Here is an 18,766-nt window from a genome sequence, read left to right on the forward strand (position 1 = left end):
TTAGCAAAGGAATTCGTCGCGCTTATGCCTATTGCTGGCAGAATATTTACAGAATATGAATACTTACCTTCGCCAGGGCGATATCCTTATTTCCTTCAATTTTTGCCCGATCCGGGCGACTACAATCATTCGTTTGCGTAGTGGCATTTTTATTACGCACCTTGGGAATACGAAACCGCTGGAGAGCACACACCTTGATGAACCGTCGACTCAAAACAAGCTTGCTGGCCGTAGCCGTGATTGCCGTATTGGCTGGCGGATATTACTGGTGGCAACATCCAGCGGAACCGAATAAACAGACGCAGGCTGAAGGTCAGCAGCAGCGTGGACGCGGCGCAAGCGGCAAACGCCCCTTAGCGCCAGTGCAAGCCGCCGCTGCCACAACCAGTAGCGTGCCGTATTTCCTTAGCGGCCTCGGCACCGTCACCGCCGCCAACACCGTCACCGTGCGCAGTCGCGTTGATGGGCAATTGATGGCGCTGCACTTCCAGGAAGGACAACAAGTGGCCGCCGGCGCTTTGCTGGCGGAAATCGATCCGCGTCCTTATCAGGTGGCGTTAACCCAGGCGCAGGGCCAATTGGCAAAAGACCAGGCCACACTCGCCAATGCGCGCCGCGATCTCAGCCGCTATGAGAAACTGGCAAAAACCTCGCTGGTGTCGCAGCAGGAACTTGATACGCAACGTTCGCTGGTGAGCGAGACGCTAGGCACCATTAAGGCCGATGAAGGCAACGTCGCCAGCGCCCAGCTCAATCTGACTTACAGCCGCATTACCGCGCCAATTGGTGGACGCGTCGGCTTGAAGCAGGTTGATGTCGGCAATTACATCACGTCCGGCGACACCACCGGTTTAGTGGTGATCACCGAAACGCATCCAATTGACGTGGTGTTCAGCGTCGCCGAGAACAACATCAGCCAAATCCTCAAGGCGCAGAAAAGCGGACAGCCGCTGATCGTCGAAGCCTGGGATCGCAGCAATAAAACGCTGCTAACCAGCGGCACGCTGTTGAGTCTCGACAACCAGATTGATGCCACCACTGGCACCATCAAGCTCAAAGCGCGCTTCAGTAACGAAGATGACACGCTGTTCCCGAATCAGTTTGTCAACGCGCGTCTGAAAGTCGATACCTTGCAGGATGCGGTGGTGATCCCGACCGCCGCGCTGCAGATGAGCAACGACGGCCACTTTGTCTGGGTGGTTAACAGCGACAACAAAGTGAGCAAGAAACGCGTCACCGCTGGTTTGCAGGACAGCCAGAAAGTAGTGATCAGCGCGGGCCTTGAAGCAGGCGATCGCGTGGTGACCGACGGGCTGGATCGTCTGACGGAAGGCGCCACCGTTGAAGTGGTGGCACCGCAAAGTGCCGCGACACACAGCACGCGCGCTGCGCAGCCCGCACGCGGAGAGCGTCAATAATGCAGGTGATGCCTCCTGACAGCAGCGGTGGACCTTCGCGCCTGTTTATTCTGCGCCCGGTCGCCACCACGCTGCTGATGATCGCCATTCTGTTAGCTGGCGTGCTCGGCTACCGTTTTCTGCCGGTTTCCGCTCTGCCTGAAGTCGATTATCCAACCATTCAGGTAGTTACGCTCTATCCCGGCGCCAGTCCTGATGTGGTGACTTCATCCATTACCGCGCCGCTGGAACGCCAGTTCGGCCAGATGTCCGGCCTGAAGCAGATGTCGTCGCAGAGTTCGGGCGGCGCTTCCGTGGTGACATTGCAGTTTCAGCTGACGCTGTCACTGGATGTTGCCGAGCAGGAAGTGCAGGCGGCGATCAACTCCGCCACCAACCTGCTGCCTAACGATCTGCCGAATCCGCCGGTGTACAGCAAAGTGAATCCGGCCGATCCGCCAATCATGACGCTCGCCGTTACCACCACCAGCATGCCGCTCACGCAGGTGCAGGACATGGTGGAAACGCGCGTGGCGCAGAAGATTTCCCAGGTTTCGGGCGTGGGTTTGGTGACGCTGTCAGGCGGGCAACGCCCTGCGGTGCGCGTGAAGATGAATACCCAGGCGCTGGCCGCGCTGGGCCTGACCAGCGAATCGGTGCGTACCGCCATTACCAACGCTAACGTCAACTCGGCGAAAGGCAGCCTCGACGGCCCAACGCGCTCGATTACGCTGTCGGCCAACGACCAGATGACCTCGGCGGAAGATTATCGCAAGCTGATCATCAGCTATAACAACGGCGCGCCGGTGCGACTGGGCGATGTCGCCACCATTGAACAAGGTGCCGAGAACAGCTGGCTCGGCGCCTGGGCAAACCGTCAGCAGGCTATTGTGCTCAACGTGCAGCGCCAGCCCGGCGCCAACATCATCGCCACCGCCGATAATATTCGCGCCATGTTGCCTGGATTAACCGCCACGCTGCCGAAATCGGTGGATGTGAAACTGCTAACTGACCGCACCACCAATATCCGCGCCTCGGTCAGCGATACCCAGCACGAACTGATGCTGGCGATGGGTTTGGTGGTGATGATCATCTACCTGTTCCTGCGTAACGTCCCGGCAACCATCATTCCCGCCGTCGCCGTGCCGCTGTCGCTGATCGGCACCTTTGCCGCAATGTATTTCCTCGGCTTCTCGGTCAACAATCTGACGCTGATGGCGCTGACCATCGCCACCGGCTTTGTGGTTGATGACGCCATCGTGGTGATCGAGAATATCTCGCGCTATATCGAAAAAGGCGAAAAGCCGCTGACGGCGGCGCTGAAAGGCGCGGGCGAGATTGGCTTCACCATTATCTCCCTCACCTTCTCGCTGATTGCGGTGCTGATTCCGCTGCTGTTTATGGGCGATGTGATTGGCCGCCTGTTTCGCGAATTCGCCGTGACGCTGGCGGTGGCGATTTTGATTTCCGCCGTGGTGTCGCTGACGCTGACGCCGATGATGTGCGCACGCATGTTAAGCGCCGAATCGCTGCGCAAGCAGAACCGCTTCTCGCGCGCCAGCGAAGCGATGTTTGACCGCGTTATTGCCAGCTACGGACGCGGCTTAACGCGCGTGCTGCTGCATCCGTGGATCACCTTGTCGGTGGCGCTCAGCACCTTGCTGATCACCGTGTTGCTATGGATCGTCATCCCCAAAGGCTTCTTCCCGCAGCAGGATAACAGCATTATTCAGGGTACCTTGCAGGCACCGCAGTCGGTTTCCTATGCCAACATGGCGGAGCGCACGCGCGATGTCGCGTCGATCATCATGAAAGATCCGGCGGTGCAGAGCATGACCTCGTTTGTCGGCGTCGATGGCACCAACGCCGCGCTCAACAGCGCTCGCCTGCAAATCAACCTCAAGCCGCTGAATGAACGTGACGATCGCATTCCGGCGGTGCAGCAGCGCCTGCAACAGGCGCTAGCCAAAGTGCCAGGCATTTCGCTGTGGCTGCAACCGGTGCAGGATTTGACCATTGATACCCAAGCCAGCCGCACGCCGTACCAGTTCACGCTGCAATCCGGCTCGCTCGAGTCGCTGAGTTTGTGGGTGCCGAAACTGCTGGAGCAGCTGAATACGCTACCACAGCTGCGTGACGTCAGCAGCGACTGGCAGGATCAAGGACTGGAAGCCTTTGTGCGCGTCGATCGTGACAGCGCCAGCCGGCTGGGCATCAGCATGGCCGATGTGGATAACGCGCTGTATAACGCCTTTGGTCAGCGGCTGATCTCCACCATTTACACCCAGGCCAACCAATATCGCGTGGTGCTGGAACAGAACAGCGATGCCACGCCGGGACTGGCGAGCCTCGACGGCATTCGCCTGACCAGCAGCGACGGCGGCAGCGTGCCGCTTAGCGCCATCGCACAAATTGAGGAGCGCCACGCCGCGCTCAGCATCAACCATCTCGATCAGTTCCCGTCGGCAACCTTCTCGTTTGATGTCGCCGACGGCTATTCGCTGGGCGATGCGGTGAAAGCGGTGAGCGCGGCGGAAGATCAGGTGGGCATGCCCGCCGAGATGATGACGCAGTTCCAGGGCAGCACGCTGGCCTTCGAAGCCGCGTTGTCCAGTACCGTGTGGCTGATTGTGGCGGCGGTGGTGGCGATGTATATCGTGCTCGGCGTGCTGTATGAGAGCTTTATCCATCCAATCACCATTCTCTCGACGCTGCCCACCGCCGGTGTGGGTGCGCTGCTGGCGCTGATGCTGAGCGGCAACGAGCTGGATATCATCGGCATCATCGGCATTATCTTGCTGATCGGTATCGTGAAGAAAAACGCCATCATGATGATCGACTTCGCGCTGGCTGCGGAGCGTGAACAAGGCATGCCGCCGCGCGAGGCGATTTATCAGGCATGCTTGCTGCGTTTCCGTCCGATTCTGATGACGACATTGGCGGCGCTGCTCGGTGCGCTGCCGCTGATGCTGAGCACCGGCGTCGGCGCAGAGCTGCGCCATCCGCTGGGGATCGCCATGGTCGGCGGCTTAGTGGTAAGTCAGGTGCTGACGCTGTTCACTACGCCGGTGATCTATCTGCTGTTTGATCGTCTGTCGCACGCTACGCGCCGTCGCTTTAAACGCTCGGAGGCGCAGTCGTGAAGTTCTTCGCGCTGTTTATCCATCGCCCGGTCGCCACCACGTTGCTGACGCTGGCGATTGCGCTGGCCGGCATTCTCGGCTTCCGTCTGCTGCCGGTGGCGCCGCTGCCGCAGCTCGATTTCCCGGTGATTTTGGTCTCGGCTTCGCTGCCCGGCGCATCGCCGGAAACCATGGCGGCCTCGGTGGCAACGCCGCTCGAGCGCTCGCTGGGGCGCATCGCCGGCGTCAGTGAAATGACCTCCACCAGCTCACTGGGCAGCACGCGCATCATTCTGGTGTTCGATTTTGATCGCGACATCAACGGTGCGGCGCGCGATGTCCAGGCGGCAATCAACGCGGCACAAAGCCTGCTGCCAACCGGTATGCCAAGCCGTCCCAGCTACCGCAAAGCCAATCCTTCCGATGCGCCGATCATGATTTTGACGCTGACCTCGGACATTTATAATCCCGGTCAGCTGTATGATTACGCCTCAACGCAGCTGGCGCAGAAGCTGTCACAAATTGAAGGCGTAGGCGATGTGACGGTCGGCGGCAGCTCGTTGCCTGCGGTGCGCGTCGAACTCAACCCGCAGGCGCTGTTCAATCAAGGCGTGTCGCTGGATGCGGTGCGCACCGCCATCAGCAACGCCAACCAACGCCGTCCGCAGGGCGCGATTGATGATGTGCAGCAGCGCTGGCAGTTACGCACCAACGGAGAATTGCAAACCGCCAGCGAATATCAGCCGCTGGTGGTGCATTACAACAACGGTGCGGCGGTGCGCCTCAGCGATGTCGCTAACGTGCAGGATTCGGTGCAGGACGTACGCAACGCCGGGATGACCAACGGCAAAGCGGCGGTGCTGCTGGTGGTGCGCAAATCGCCGGAAGCCAACATCATCGATACCGTTGATCGCATTCGTGGCGAATTGCCGGAACTGCATGACGTGATCCCCGCCGCCATCGATCTGCAAATTGCACAGGATCGCTCGCCCACCATTCGCGCCTCGCTGCATGAAGTGGAACAGTCGCTGATCATCGCCGTCGCGCTGGTGATTCTGGTGGTGTTTGCCTTCCTGCGCGACTGGCGCGCGACGCTGATCCCCGCCGCTGCGGTGCCGGTTTCGCTGATTGGCACCTTCGCCGCCATGTATCTGTGCGGCTTCAGCCTGAATAACCTGTCGCTGATGGCGTTAACCATCGCCACCGGTTTTGTCGTCGATGACGCGATTGTGGTGCTGGAGAACATTGCGCGCCACGTCGAAGCGGGCATGAAGCCGCTGCAGGCTGCGCTGACCGGCGTGCGCGAAGTCGGTTTTACCGTGCTGTCGATGAGCCTGTCGCTGATTGCCGTGTTCTTGCCGCTGCTGATGATTGGCGGCATCATTGGCCGCTTCTTCTCAGAGTTTGCCATCACGCTGTCGGTGGCGATTCTGATCTCGCTGTTTATTTCGGTCACGCTGACGCCGATGATGTGTGCTTATCTGCTCAAGCCGCAGGTCAAGCGTAGCCAGCCACGCACGCGCGGTTTCGGCAAGCTGCTGATGAAGGTGCAAAACGGCTACGCGCGCTCACTAAGTTGGGTGCTGAACCACGCTATTTGGGTGCTGATGCTGCTGCTCGGCACCGTGGCGTTTACGGTTTGGCTGTTCATCTCGATCCCGAAAACCTTTATGCCGGAGCAGGATACCGGCCGCTTACAAGGGTTTATCTCGGCGGACCAGAGCATTTCGTTCCAGGCGATGCGCGGCAAGCTGCAGGATTTCATGAACATCATCAAAGCCGATCCGGCGGTGGATAACGTCACCGGCTTTACCGGCGGTTCGCGCACCAATAGCGGCTCGATGTTCGTCTCGCTCAAACCGCTCTCCGAGCGCAGCGAAAGCGCGCAGCAAATGATCGCCCGGCTGCGTATCAAGCTGGCAAAAGAGCCGGGCGCCAATCTCTATCTCAACGCGGTACAGGACATTCGCATTGGCGGACGTGAATCCAACGCCAGCTATCAATACAGTTTGCTGTCGGACAACCTGAATGATTTGCGCGAATGGGAGCCGAAAATCCGTCAGGCGTTTGCCGCCCTGCCCGAGCTGGCGGACGTCAACTCGGATCAGCAGGACAACGGCAGCGAAATGAATCTGACCTACGATCGTGAAAGCATGGCGCGGCTCGGCATCGATGTGTCTGCCGCTAACGCGCTGCTGAATAACGCCTTTGGTCAGCGCCAGATCTCCACCATTTATCAGCCGCTCAATCAGTACAAAGTGGTGATGGAAGTCGATCCGCGTTACACCCAGGACATCAGTTCACTCGATCAGATGTTTGTGATTAACAGCGACGGCAAAGCGATCCCGCTGAGCTGGTTTGCCAAGTGGCAACCGGCCAACGCGCCGCTGTCGGTGAACCACGAAGGCTTGTCGGCGGCGTCCACCATTTCGTTCAACCTGCCGGAAGGCGTGTCGCTGTCGCAGGCGTCTGAAGCCATCGATCGCACCATCACCGCGCTTGGCGTGCCCTCCAGCGTACGCGGCAGTTTTGCTGGCACCGCGCAGGTGTTCCAGCAGTCGCAATCCAATCAGCTCTACCTGATGCTGGCAGCGATTGCGGCGGTGTATATCGTGCTGGGCATTCTGTATGAGAGCTACGTGCATCCGCTGACCATTCTCTCCACGCTGCCGTCGGCGGGCGTCGGCGCGCTGCTGGCGCTGGAACTGTTCGATACGCCGTTCAGCCTGATTGCGCTGATCGGCATTCTGCTGCTGATCGGTATCGTGAAGAAAAACGCCATCATGATGGTCGACTTTGCGCTGGATGCCGAGCGCAACGGCAATCTGTCGCCGCGCGACGCCATCTTCCAGGCATGCCAGCTGCGCTTCCGCCCGATTCTGATGACCACGCTCGCCGCGCTGTTTGGCGCACTGCCGCTGGTGCTAACCAGCGGTGACGGCGCGGAACTGCGTCAGCCGCTCGGCATCACCATCGCCGGGGGTTTGGTGATGAGCCAGCTGCTGACGCTTTACACTACTCCGGTGGTTTATTTGATGATGGATAAGCTGCGGCGGCGTAAGAAAAAGGTATTGGTGGCGGGTTAAGGGAGGTCGCCATGAATGGCGCCCCTACAAAACCGCACCCTACATTCGTAGGGTCACCATTTAGGGTGACCGCATAGCAGAGGAGATTCAGTGAACACGCAAAACGCCACCGTGCGCTGGCAGCTGTGGATCGTTGCGTTTGGCTTCTTTATGCAGGCGCTGGATACCACCATCGTTAACACTGCGATCCCCTCGATGGCGCGCGATCTCAACGTCAGTCCGCTGAATATGCACTCGGTGATCGTTTCCTATGTGCTGACCGTGGCGATTACGCTGCCAATCAGCGGCTGGCTGGCGGACCGATTTGGCGTGCGCAATATCTTCTTCTGCGCCATTGTGCTGTTCAGCATCGGCTCGCTGCTGTGCGCCTTCTCCACCACGCTGGATGAGCTGATTATGGCGCGCGTGGTGCAAGGCATTGGCGGTGCGATGATGGTGCCGGTTGGCCGTTTAACGGTGATGAAAATCGTGCCGCGCGAGCAATATATGTCGGCGATGACTTTCGTCACCACGCCGGGACAAATTGGTCCGCTGCTCGGCCCGGCGCTCGGCGGGATTCTGGTACAGTACGCCAGTTGGCACTGGATCTTCCTGATCAACATTCCGGTTGGCATTATTGGCGCGATTGCCACGCTAACGCTGATGCCCAATTACACCATGCAGACGCGACGCTTCGATTTTCTCGGCTTTGTGCTGCTGGCTGTTGGCATGGCGACTTTAACGCTGGCGCTGGATGGCCAGCGCAGCTCCGGCGGATCGCCGCTGTTGCTCGGCTTACTGATTCTGATTGGCGTATTTTCGCTGCTGTTCTACCTGATGCATGGCCGCAACAACGATAACGCACTGTTTAGCCTGAAACTGTTTGATAACCGCATCTATTCGATTGGCCTGCTCGGCAGTTTTACTGGTCGTATCGGTAGTGGCATGCTGCCGTTTATGACGCCGATCTTCCTGCAGGTCGGACTCGGCTACAGCCCGTTCCACGCCGGATTGATGATGATTCCGATGGTGCTCGGCAACATGGGCACCAAACGCGTGGTGGTACGCATCGTTAACCTGTTTGGTTATCGCCATGCGTTAGTCGGCGCGACGATCGCGCTGGCGCTGGTGGTGCTGCTGTTCCCGCTGGTGGCGCTGCTTGGCTGGATCTGGCTGCTGCCGGTGGTGCTGTTACTGCAAGGCATGGTGAATGCCATCCGCTTCTCCTCGATGAACACCTTGACGCTAAAGGAACTGCCGGACGATCTGGCTTCGAGCGGCAACTCGTTGTTATCGATGATCATGCAGCTGTCGATGAGTATTGGCGTCACCGTGGCCGGTTTGCTGCTGGGCGCATTCGGTCACGGCGTGGTGACCGACAGCGCGGCGGCCCATCAAACCTTTATTTACACCTATCTGTGCATGGCGCTGGCGATAGCGCTGCCGGCGTTTGTATTTTGGCGCGTACCGAAGGATGTCAGTAAAAACGTTGACCTTAGAGGCAGGAGCAAAGGATGAAACGGCCGGTAAAATGGGGCATTGGCGCCAAACTGTTTGCGGCGATTTTTTCCACCTGCATGCTGGTGATCATCACCATGCATTGGGGCGTGCGGCTCAGCTTTGAGCACGGCTTTGTGGACTACATCAAAAAAGGCAACGAACAGCGCTTAACCCTGCTGAGCGATGCGCTGGCCGATCAGTATGAGCAGCACGGTAGCTGGGATTTTCTGCGTACCAATGACAAGCTGATTTTTTCTATCTTGCGCTCGCTGGAGCAGAATCCTGGCAGCGTTAACCAGCTACCGCCGCACGGCTGGCGCACGCAGTTCTGGATTATCGATCAGCAATACAAAGTGCTGTCAGGGCCGCGTCAGCCAGTGCCGCCGGAAGGCACCCGACGCAATATCACCACCAGCAACGGCAAGATTGTTGGCTGGGTGATTGCCTCACCGGCCGAACGTCTGACGCGCAGCACCGACATCAACTTTGATCAGCAACAGCGACGTACCAGCTGGATGATCGTGGCGTTAACCGGTTTGCTCGCTGCGTTGGTCACCTGGCTGTTGGCGCGCGGTTTACTGGCACCGGTGAAACGACTGGTAGATGGTACGCACCATCTGGCGGCGGGCAATTTCGCGACTCGCGTGGAAGTCGGCAGCAGCGATGAACTCGGTCAACTGGGCCGCGACTTCAACCTGCTTGCCAGCTCGCTGGAGAAAAACGAAAGCAACCGCCGCGCCTTTATGGCCGACATCTCCCATGAACTGCGCACGCCGCTGGCGATTCTGCGCGGTGAGCTGGAAGCGATGCAGGATGGCGTACGCAAGCTGACGCCTGAAGCCATCAGCTCGCTACAAAGCGAAGTGGTGGTGCTGACCAAACTGGTCGACGACTTGCATCAGCTGTCGCTGTCCGATGCGGGCGCCCTCGCCTATCGCAAACAGCCGGTTGATTTGGTTAATCTGCTGGAAGTGGTGGCTGGCAGCTTCGGCGAACGTTATCGTAGCCGCAGCTTATCGCTGAATCTGGCATTGCCCGCACAGGCCGAGAGCTTTGGCGATCCCGATCGTCTGATGCAGCTGTTCACCAATTTGCTGGAAAACAGCCTGCGTTATACCGACAGCGGCGGCGCGGTGCAGCTCTCGATGGCGCTGGCGGGTGAAAACTGGCAGCTGAAGTTTGCGGATAGCGCGCCGGGCGTCGATCCGGCCCATCAGGCACAATTATTTGAACGATTTTTCCGCGCGGAAAGTTCGCGTAATCGCGCCAGCGGCGGCTCGGGGCTTGGCCTGGCGATCTGTAAAAACATTGTGGAAGCGCATGACGGCAGCATCAGTGCGGATCACTCTGATTTAGGTGGACTGCAAATCACGCTAAACTTGCCGTATGTTCCTCACTAGACGTCCCATATGAGCCCGGATAATAGCGATCCTCTGATCCTTGTTGTAGAAGATGAACCCAAACTGGCGCAGCTGATGATTGATTATCTGCAGGCGTCCAACTATCGCACGCACCACATTGCCGACGGTAACGAGGTGTTGAGCTACGTACAGCAAACACCGCCGGATCTGATGCTGCTGGATTTGATGCTGCCCGGCCGCGATGGCTTAACGCTGTGCCGCGAAATTCGCCGCTTCTCCGAGTTGCCGATTATCATGGTGACCGCGCGTACCGAAGAGATTGATCGCCTGCTGGGGCTGGAAATCGGTGCCGATGACTATATCTGCAAGCCGTTCAGCCCGCGTGAAGTGGTGGCGCGCGTCAAAACCATTTTGCGCCGCGTCAAACGTTCACCCGAAGAAGCGCAGCAGGAATCGCATCTGCATATTGATGAGAGCCGCTTTCAGGCCAGCTGGCGTGAACAGCAGCTGGAGCTGACGCCTGCGGAGTTTCGTCTGCTGAAAACGCTGGCGCTGGAGCCGGGAAAAGTGTTCTCTCGCGAGCAGTTGCTCAATCATCTCTACGACGATTACCGCGTGGTCACCGATCGCACCATCGACAGCCACATCAAAAACCTGCGCCGCAAGCTGGAAAGCCTCGATGCGGAACAGCCGTTTATCCGAGCCGTATACGGTATGGGCTATCGCTGGGAAGCGGACGTCTGCCGCTTGCTGTAACCTGCAGCGGCTTACGTTGATCAAGGTCAATTTACATCGGGTGCGGGCCTGCCTACAATTCCCCACCTTTTGCAGGGCCGTATAATGCGGCCGCTGCACCTGCCATCCGCGATGGCATGCTGACCTGACATCAGTGAGAAAATCCATGTTAAAACCTGAACTGCTTTCTCCAGCGGGATCGCTGAAGAATATGCGCTATGCCTTTGCCTACGGCGCTGACGCCGTCTATGCCGGCCAACCGCGCTACAGCCTGCGCGTACGCAATAACGAATTCACCCACGAAATTCTGGCCAAGGGCATCAATGAAGCCCATGAACTGGGTAAGAAATTCTACGTGGTGGTCAACATCGCCCCGCACAACGCCAAACTGAAAACCTTTATCCGCGATTTGACACCGGTGGTGGCGATGCAGCCGGACGCGCTGATCATGTCCGATCCCGGCTTGATTATGCTGGTGCGTGAAGCCTTCCCGCAGATGCCGATTCATCTGTCGGTGCAGGCCAACGCGGTTAACTGGGCGACGGTGAAATTCTGGCAGCAAATGGGGCTGACGCGCGTGATTCTGTCGCGTGAGCTGTCGCTGGATGAGATCGCCGAAATCCGCCAGCAGGTACCGGAAATGGAGATTGAAATCTTCGTGCACGGCGCGCTGTGCATGGCTTACTCCGGCCGCTGCCTGCTCTCCGGCTACCTTAACAAACGCGATCCTAATCAAGGGACCTGCACCAACGCCTGCCGCTGGGAATATAAAGTGGAAGAAGGCAAGCAGGACGAGGTTGGCAATATTGTCGGTTTCCATGAGCCGGTTAAGGTGCAAGAGCCCACGCTCGGCGTTGGTGCGACCACTGACCGCGTGTTCCTGCTGGAAGAGAAGATGAAACCGGGTGACGTGATGAGTGCCTTCGAGGACGAACACGGCACCTACATCATGAACTCAAAAGATCTGCGCGCGGTGGCGCACGTTGAACGTCTGAGTCAAATGGGCGTGCATTCGCTGAAAATTGAAGGTCGCACCAAATCCTTCTACTACTGTGCGCGCACCGCGCAGGTTTATCGTCGCGCCATTGACGATGCCGCAGCCGGCAAACCGTTCGACCCGGCACTGCTGGAGACGCTGGAAGGCCTGGCGCATCGCGGTTACACCGAAGGTTTCCTGCGTCGTCATACCCATGATAGCTATCAGAACTACGAGCAAGGTTTCTCCATCTCCGAGCGCCAGCAGTTTGTCGGTGAATTCACCGGCGAACGTCGCGGCGACTGGGCGCAGATTGCGGTGAAGAACAAGTTTATGCTCGGGGATGCTGTCGAGATCATGACGCCTGAAGGCAACCTCAATTGCACGCTTGAAACCATGCAGAACGATAAAGGATCGGCGGTGGACGTGGCGCCAGGCGATGGACATCGCGTGTGGATCCCGGTGCCGGAATCGGTCAACCTCGCCTTTGCCCTGCTGCTACGTAACTTCACCGATGGCAACAGCACCTACGATCCACACGGGAAAAATCGCACGTAATGAAAAGATTTCGGCGAAGTTAGATTAGGATCACAGACCACCTCTTCGCCTCGCTTTAGAATCCCGCCTGCTGCTAACGAGTAAGAATAAAAGCAGGTAGTACCAGGAACCACCTCATTCACCCGCCCGGCTCCCCCGTGCGGGTTTTCTTTTTTTCGTCTCCCGCCGATAAAGTTCTCTCCCCAGCTATGCTATAACCAGTGCTCTGTCTCTCGCATCAAGGAACTGATAATGCAAAACAAACCGCTGACGCTGCTGATCCTCAATGGGAAAGGCGCCGGTAATGAAGATTTGCGCGCTGCGGTGAATACGCTGCGTGATGAAGGCTTTAATCTGGCGGTGCGCGTCACCTGGGAAAAGGGTGATGGCGATCGTTATGTACAAGAAGCGGTCGCTTTGCAGGCAGAAACCGTGGTGGCGGGAGGCGGCGATGGCACCATCAATGAAATCGCGACCGCGTTAGCGAGATTGCCAGAGCAACAACGTCCAGCGCTGGGCATTTTACCGCTCGGCACCGCCAATGATTTCGCCACCAGCGTCGGTATTCCCGAAGGCATGGAACCGGCTTTACGCTTAGCGCTGGTGGGAAAAGCCACGGCGATCGATTTGGCGCGCGTGAACGGCGATCGCTACTTTATCAATATGGCGACCGGCGGATTTGGCACCCGCATCACCACCGAAACGCCTGAAAAGCTGAAATCGGCGCTGGGTGGCGTGTCGTACTTTATTCATGGGTTGATGCGTGTTGATGCGCTGAAGCCTGACAGCTGTGAAATCAGCGGCCCTGGCTTTAACTGGCAAGGCGATGCGCTGGTGATTGGCATTGGCAATGGACGTCAGGCCGGTGGCGGGCAAAAGCTCTGCCCGGATGCGCTGATCAATGATGGACAGCTCAACCTCAGCATCGTCACCGCGCAAGAGCTGCTGCCCACGTTGCTGCATTCCCTGACGCGTGATGATGAAAATCCGAATATCGTCACCGCACAGTTGCAGTCGCTCACCATCCGTTCACCGCATGAGATGACGTTTAATCTGGATGGTGAACCACTGACGGGAAGTGAATTTGAGATTGAAGTGATGGCGGGCGCACTGAGCTGCCGCTTGCCGCCGCAGTGCCCATTATTAGCGTGATTTTTCGCGGGTCGCCAATCATGGCGACCCAGTCGCTGATTTAGACTTTCATCCAGCGGCGTTCCAACGCGGAAACCGCTACCGCTTCCAGCACCTTCTGCACCTGCAATCCTTCGGCGAAATCTGGCCACATACGATCGCCAGCGGCAATGCCATTGATCAAATCGCGGATCTCGACGGTTTTCTGATCGTTAAAACCGATGCCGTGTCCGGCAGAGACGCAGAAATTGGCGTAATCCGGATGTGCCGGACCGGTCAAAATGGTTTTGAAACCCTGACGTCCTGCCGGTTCATCGTGGATGTACAGCTCCAGCTCGGCCATACGTTCCTGGGTATAACGCAGCGTGCCTTTGGTGCCGGTGACCACATAAGTCAGACCCATTTTGCTGCCGCAGGCGATACGCGAGGTTTCAAACACGCCGTGCGCCCCGTTTTTAAAGCGCAGCAAGGCACTGGCCTGATCTTCATTTTCCACTGGCAGCAGGCGCGCCTTGTCCTTTGGGTCCGGACGCTCTTTAATCACCGTCATCATATCGCCGCTGACTTCTTCAATATTACCGACCAGATAGTGCGCCATATTCACAATATGTGCAGCGAGGTCGCCTAACGCGCCTAATCCCGCCAGCGCTTTCTGGCAGTGCCAGTCGAGTGGGGTTTCCGGGCGTGCCAGATAATCTTCGTTGTGCGTGCCGTAGAAGTGCACCACGTCGCCGATTTCACCACGAGCGATAATCTCGCGCGCCAGCTGGCTGGTCGGGTTTTTCATATAATTGAAACCAACCAGCGTTTTCACGCCCGCCTGCTGCGCCGCTTGCACCATCTCTTCCGCATCAGCCACTGACAGCGACAACGGTTTCTCAGAGTAAACGTGTTTGCCGTTGCGAATCGCTTCCAGCGCCATCTCTTTGTGCAGGAAGTTTGGCGCACAGATATCAACCACATCAATGTTTGGATCGCGCACCAGCTCACGCCAGTCGCCAGTGGAACGGGCAAAGCCAAAAGTCGCCGCCTGTTTCGCTGCCAGCTCTGGATTAACCTCCGCCAGCATCTCACGCACGATCTCGCCTTTCAGGGCAAAAACCGTGGGGGCCTGAGCGTAGGCAATCGCGTGACAACGACCGATGTAACCACTGCCAATCATACCGATTCTGACTTTGTTCATGACTAATCCTGCATTCGGGTAAGAGTTGATGTGGAATATATGTTTCGCTTTTTGCCCCGACAACGGTGAAATGAAATATCTGTGATCATGCATGCGAGGTATCTGACAAAATCGACAAATCAGAATGTAATTTTGCATAGAGTTAGTGATCATCGTCACAAAATGGATTATGTCAGCCGTGATTCTGCTGCTCTGAGTTCGCTTATAGCGTGCAATTGACGCTTTATTCAGCAGTCAGAACGAATTGTGAAAAAGAGTTTTGACAAGGCGAGGTCCGCTCGATAATATGCGCCCCGTTCAAACGATTCCTCTGTAGTTCAGTCGGTAGAACGGCGGACTGTTAATCCGTATGTCACTGGTTCGAGTCCAGTCAGAGGAGCCAAATTCTTGAAAAGAGCAGCCTATAAGGCTGCTTTTTTTGTGTCTGCGATTTGGGTGCTGTTTTCCCCCTCATCCTGGCCCTCTCCCAGCGGGAGAGGGAACACTCCGCTGCACCATGCCTTTATGCACTCGCCGATCGGCTCCCTCTCCTTTGGGAGAGGGTTGGGGTGAGGGAAACAATACGCTCTGTGATTCTGTTCACAACTCTTTAACGCCGACTTGTATGGTAGTATTAGTGCGCGTATTTTTTCATCATTGCATTCCTGTTGGAGTAGATGATGAAAAGTGTAGTGATAGAGCAACCGGGTGAACTGGTACTAGCAGAGCGTCCACTGCCGCAACCCGCTGCAGGTGAAGTACGCGTGAAGGTGCAATTTGCCAGCATCTGCGGTTCCGATGTGCATATCTGGCACGGTCACAATCCTTTCGCTAAATATCCGCGCGTCATTGGTCACGAATTTTTTGGCCTGATCGATGCAGTTGGCGCTGACGTTGCCGCCAGCCGCATTGGCGAACGCGTAGCGGTCGATCCGGTTGTCAGCTGCGGTCACTGCTATCCCTGCTCCATTGGTCGCCCAAACGTCTGCAAAGAGTTGCAAGTGATTGGCGTGCACCGCGACGGCGGCTTTAGCGAATATGCCGTCGCACCGGCTAAAAACGCCTTCCGCCTGCCGGATAGCATTCCCGACAAACTTGCCAGCATGGTCGAACCTTTCACCATCGCGGCCAATATCACCGCCTTCCTCAAACCACAGCCAAACGATGTGGCGCTGATTTACGGTGCTGGTCCCATGGGCCTCACCGCCATTCAGGTGCTGAAAGGCGTGTATGGCGTTGAACAGGTCTTGGTGGTTGATCGTCTGCCAGAACGTCTGGCGCTGGCGCAGGAAAACGGTGCCGATCAGGTGTTCAACAACAGCGAGATTCCATTAGCCGCGCAGCTGGAAGGCGTACAGCCAACGCTGATTATTGATGCCGCCTGCCATCCGACGATTCTGGCCGAAGCCGCCGCCCTCGCCTCACCTGCAGCGCGTATCGGCCTGCTGGGCTTCTCTGGTGAGCCGTGCAGCATTACGCAGCAAAGTCTCACCAGTAAAGAGCTGTCGCTGTTCACCTCGCGCCTCAATAGCAATCGCTTCCCGCAGGTGATTGAATGGATTGAGCAAGGCCAGATCCAGCCGGAGAAACTGGTGACGCACTATTTCCCGCTGGCCGAGGTGGAGCAAGCCATGACGCTGTTCGAAAAAGATCCCCGCACCTGCTGCAAAGTGATCCTACAAATGGGTTAAGTTAATCCGCACACCAGGTGTCCCCATGCCGGTCCCTTACCCGCCGGCATTATTACTATAAAAATGACGATGACGGAGTTTCTATGTTTAAGAACCTGCGCTGGACCCTCGTACTGCTGTTGTTCCTGGTGTTTATGATCAACTACCTGGATCGTATCGCCCTCTCTCTGACCGTACCGCTGGTGGAAAAAGACCTGATGATCAACTCCGAACAGTTCGGCATGATTTTCGGCAGCTTCTTCTTCGGTTATGCCCTGTTCAACTTCATCGGTGGCTTAGCGACCGATAAATTCGGCCCGACCATCGTGCTTGGCACCGCCGTTGGCATGTGGTCGCTGTTCTGCGGCCTGACCGCGATGGCGACCGGCTTCTGGTCGATGATGATTCTGCGCGTGCTGTTTGGCATGGCAGAAGGTCCCATCTCGGCGTCGGCGAACAAAGCGATTAACGGCTGGTTCCCGAAAAAACAGGCCGCCACCGCGATGGGTTTACTTAGCTCGGGTTCACCGCTGGGTGGCGCGGTTGCCGGTCCGATTGTGGGTTATCTGGCGCTGTCGTTCGGCTGGCGTCCGGCGTTTGTGGTGATCGCCTCGATTGGTTTTGTCTGGCTGGCGCTGTGGTTCTTCTTCGCGTCAGATAACCCGGCGAAAAGTAAGCGCGTATCGGCGGAAGAGCGTGCCTTGGTGGAAAAACTGAAAGCCGAAGAACCGGCTGACGTGATCGACCCAAGCGGCAACGCGCACGGTTTGGGCTTCTATCTGCGCCAGCCGATCATTCTGGTCACCGCCTTTGCCTTCTTCTGCTACAACTACATTCTGTTCTTCTTCCTGAGCTGGTTCCCGGCGTATCTGGTGCAGGCGCACGGCCTCGACATCAAAGCGATGAGCATCACCACCATGATTCCGTGGATTGTTGGCTTCGTGGGCTTGGCGTTGGGCGGCTGGATCTCCGATAAGATTTTCAACATCACCGGCAAGCTGCTGCTTTCACGAAAAATTGTGCTGGTGGTTTCACTTACCGCCGCCGCGATTTGCGTGGCGCTGGCAGGTACGATAAAAGAGGTCAACTCGGCGGTGATCATGATGTCGATCTCCATCTTCTTCCTCTACATCACCGGCGCGATTTACTGGGCGATTGTGCAGGATGTAGTACATAAAAGCCGTGTCGGCAGCATCAGTGGCTTTATCCATCTGATTGGTAGCCTGTCAGGCGTGATCGGCCCAGTGGTGACGGGCTTCATCGTGCAGCACTCGGGTAAGTTTGACAGCGCCTTCATCCTCGCAGGTGCAGTGGCCGGCGTCGGCGCGCTGCTGGTACTGCTGGTGATACGTGAACCCAAGGCCAACAATAAACCGGTTTCAGTGTAATTCTCATGGGGCGCTGAGCGCCCCATTTGCCAAAAGGAATGACTATGTTAGAGCTTGAACGCCTCCCCGCTGATGTCCAACGTCCCGCTTACGATCGCAGCCAACTGAAAACCCGCATGGTGCACATCGGCTTTGGTGCCTTCCATCGTGCGCATCAGGCGCTGGCAACCGATAAGCTGGCGGCACAAGGCAGCGATTGGGGCTACTGCGAAGTGAATCTCAACAGCGGCACGCTGATTCAGGCGCTGCGTCAGCAGGATCTGCTCTACACGCTGACCGAAATGGCGGATGAGAGTTTACACACGCGGGTGATTGGCGTGGTGACGCAAGCGCTGCATGGCAAAGGCGACGGCATTGATTCAGTTATTGAGGCGATGAGCCAGCCGGATGTGGCGATTGTCTCGATGACCGTGACCGAGAAAGGCTATTGCTATATGCCCTCGAGCGGCAAGCTCAATCCCGATCATCCCGATATTGTGCACGACCTCGCGAATCCTACTGAGCCACGTTCGCTGCCCGGCTTGATTCTGGCGGCCATTATCCGTCGCTGCGAACGCCATCTGCCGCCGTTTAGCGTGATGTCCTGCGACAACATGCCAGAAAACGGCCATGTCACACGCAACGTGATTACCCAGCTGGCCGAGCGCCACAGCGCTGAACTGGCGGAGTATATCCAGACGCACATCACATTCCCTTCAACCATGGTCGATCGCATCGTCCCG

At 57.4% G+C, this 18,766-nt stretch carries 11 protein-coding genes, 1 tRNA gene and 1 pseudogene; 12 read left to right on the forward strand and 1 reads right to left on the reverse strand.

The window, feature by feature from the left end; genetic code table 11:
- Window positions 1-197 precede the first annotated feature (197 nt).
- The 8 genes from RTM06_RS04665 to yegS all read left to right on the forward strand — a co-directional run bounded on the left by RTM06_RS04665 (window position 198) and on the right by yegS (window position 13,845).
- The gene (locus tag RTM06_RS04665) at window positions 198-1,418 is read left to right on the forward strand and encodes an MdtA/MuxA family multidrug efflux RND transporter periplasmic adaptor subunit (RefSeq protein ID WP_256696878.1); all 1,221 of its coding nucleotides are present in this window, start codon (window positions 198-200) and stop codon (window positions 1,416-1,418) included.
- Window positions 1,418-4,540, forward strand: coding sequence for an MdtB/MuxB family multidrug efflux RND transporter permease subunit (locus tag RTM06_RS04670; RefSeq protein WP_312180283.1), 3,123 nt, complete (start codon window positions 1,418-1,420; stop codon window positions 4,538-4,540). Before RTM06_RS04665 ends, RTM06_RS04670 begins: the two co-directional genes overlap by 1 nt.
- Window positions 4,537-7,605 (forward strand): multidrug efflux RND transporter permease subunit MdtC, encoded by a 3,069-nt coding sequence (gene mdtC, locus RTM06_RS04675; protein WP_312180285.1) that lies wholly within the window; start codon window positions 4,537-4,539, stop codon window positions 7,603-7,605. Before RTM06_RS04670 ends, mdtC begins: the two co-directional genes overlap by 4 nt.
- A gap of 90 nt (window positions 7,606-7,695) precedes the next feature.
- Window positions 7,696-9,102: a multidrug transporter subunit MdtD gene (gene mdtD / locus RTM06_RS04680; RefSeq protein WP_312180287.1), complete on the forward strand. Its 1,407-nt coding sequence runs from the start codon at window positions 7,696-7,698 to the stop codon at window positions 9,100-9,102.
- Window positions 9,099-10,484: a two-component system sensor histidine kinase BaeS gene (gene baeS, locus RTM06_RS04685; RefSeq protein WP_312180289.1), complete on the forward strand. Its 1,386-nt coding sequence runs from the start codon at window positions 9,099-9,101 to the stop codon at window positions 10,482-10,484. Before mdtD ends, baeS begins: the two co-directional genes overlap by 4 nt.
- 9 nt (window positions 10,485-10,493) lie before the next feature.
- A complete protein-coding gene (baeR, locus tag RTM06_RS04690; protein WP_312180291.1) occupies window positions 10,494-11,201 on the forward strand; it encodes a two-component system response regulator BaeR in 708 nt (235 codons plus the stop codon).
- 145 nt (window positions 11,202-11,346) lie between these two features.
- On the forward strand, window positions 11,347-12,714 hold the full coding sequence (yegQ, locus tag RTM06_RS04695) for a tRNA 5-hydroxyuridine modification protein YegQ (RefSeq protein WP_293792999.1): 1,368 nt from the start codon (window positions 11,347-11,349) through the stop codon (window positions 12,712-12,714).
- A gap of 231 nt (window positions 12,715-12,945) precedes the next feature.
- Window positions 12,946-13,845: a lipid kinase YegS gene (gene yegS, locus RTM06_RS04700; RefSeq protein ID WP_265302314.1), complete on the forward strand. Its 900-nt coding sequence runs from the start codon at window positions 12,946-12,948 to the stop codon at window positions 13,843-13,845.
- 40 nt (window positions 13,846-13,885) lie between these two features.
- On the opposite strand, the gene RTM06_RS04705 is transcribed toward yegS, so the two are convergent.
- On the reverse strand, window positions 13,886-15,007 hold the full coding sequence (locus RTM06_RS04705; protein WP_312180298.1) for a Gfo/Idh/MocA family oxidoreductase: 1,122 nt from the start codon (window positions 15,005-15,007) through the stop codon (window positions 13,886-13,888).
- Window positions 15,008-15,313: 306 nt separating this feature from the next.
- Here RTM06_RS04705 and RTM06_RS04710 point away from each other — a divergent pair.
- The 4 genes and pseudogenes from RTM06_RS04710 to RTM06_RS04725 all read left to right on the forward strand — a co-directional run.
- Window positions 15,314-15,389: transfer RNA gene (locus tag RTM06_RS04710), tRNA-Asn, on the forward strand.
- 277 nt (window positions 15,390-15,666) lie between these two features.
- Window positions 15,667-16,677, forward strand: coding sequence for a Zn-dependent oxidoreductase (locus RTM06_RS04715; RefSeq protein WP_312180310.1), 1,011 nt, complete (start codon window positions 15,667-15,669; stop codon window positions 16,675-16,677).
- An 83-nt stretch (window positions 16,678-16,760) separates the two neighbouring features.
- Window positions 16,761-18,044 (forward strand): MFS transporter, encoded by a 1,284-nt coding sequence (locus tag RTM06_RS04720; protein ID WP_312180299.1) that lies wholly within the window; start codon window positions 16,761-16,763, stop codon window positions 18,042-18,044.
- A gap of 44 nt (window positions 18,045-18,088) precedes the next feature.
- Window positions 18,089-18,766 (forward strand): annotated as a pseudogene (locus RTM06_RS04725) (fructuronate reductase); the annotation flags it as partial.

Source organism: Pantoea sp. CTOTU46764 (genome assembly GCF_031974595.1).
Taxonomy (GTDB): Bacteria; Pseudomonadota; Gammaproteobacteria; order Enterobacterales; family Enterobacteriaceae; genus Pantoea; species Pantoea trifolii.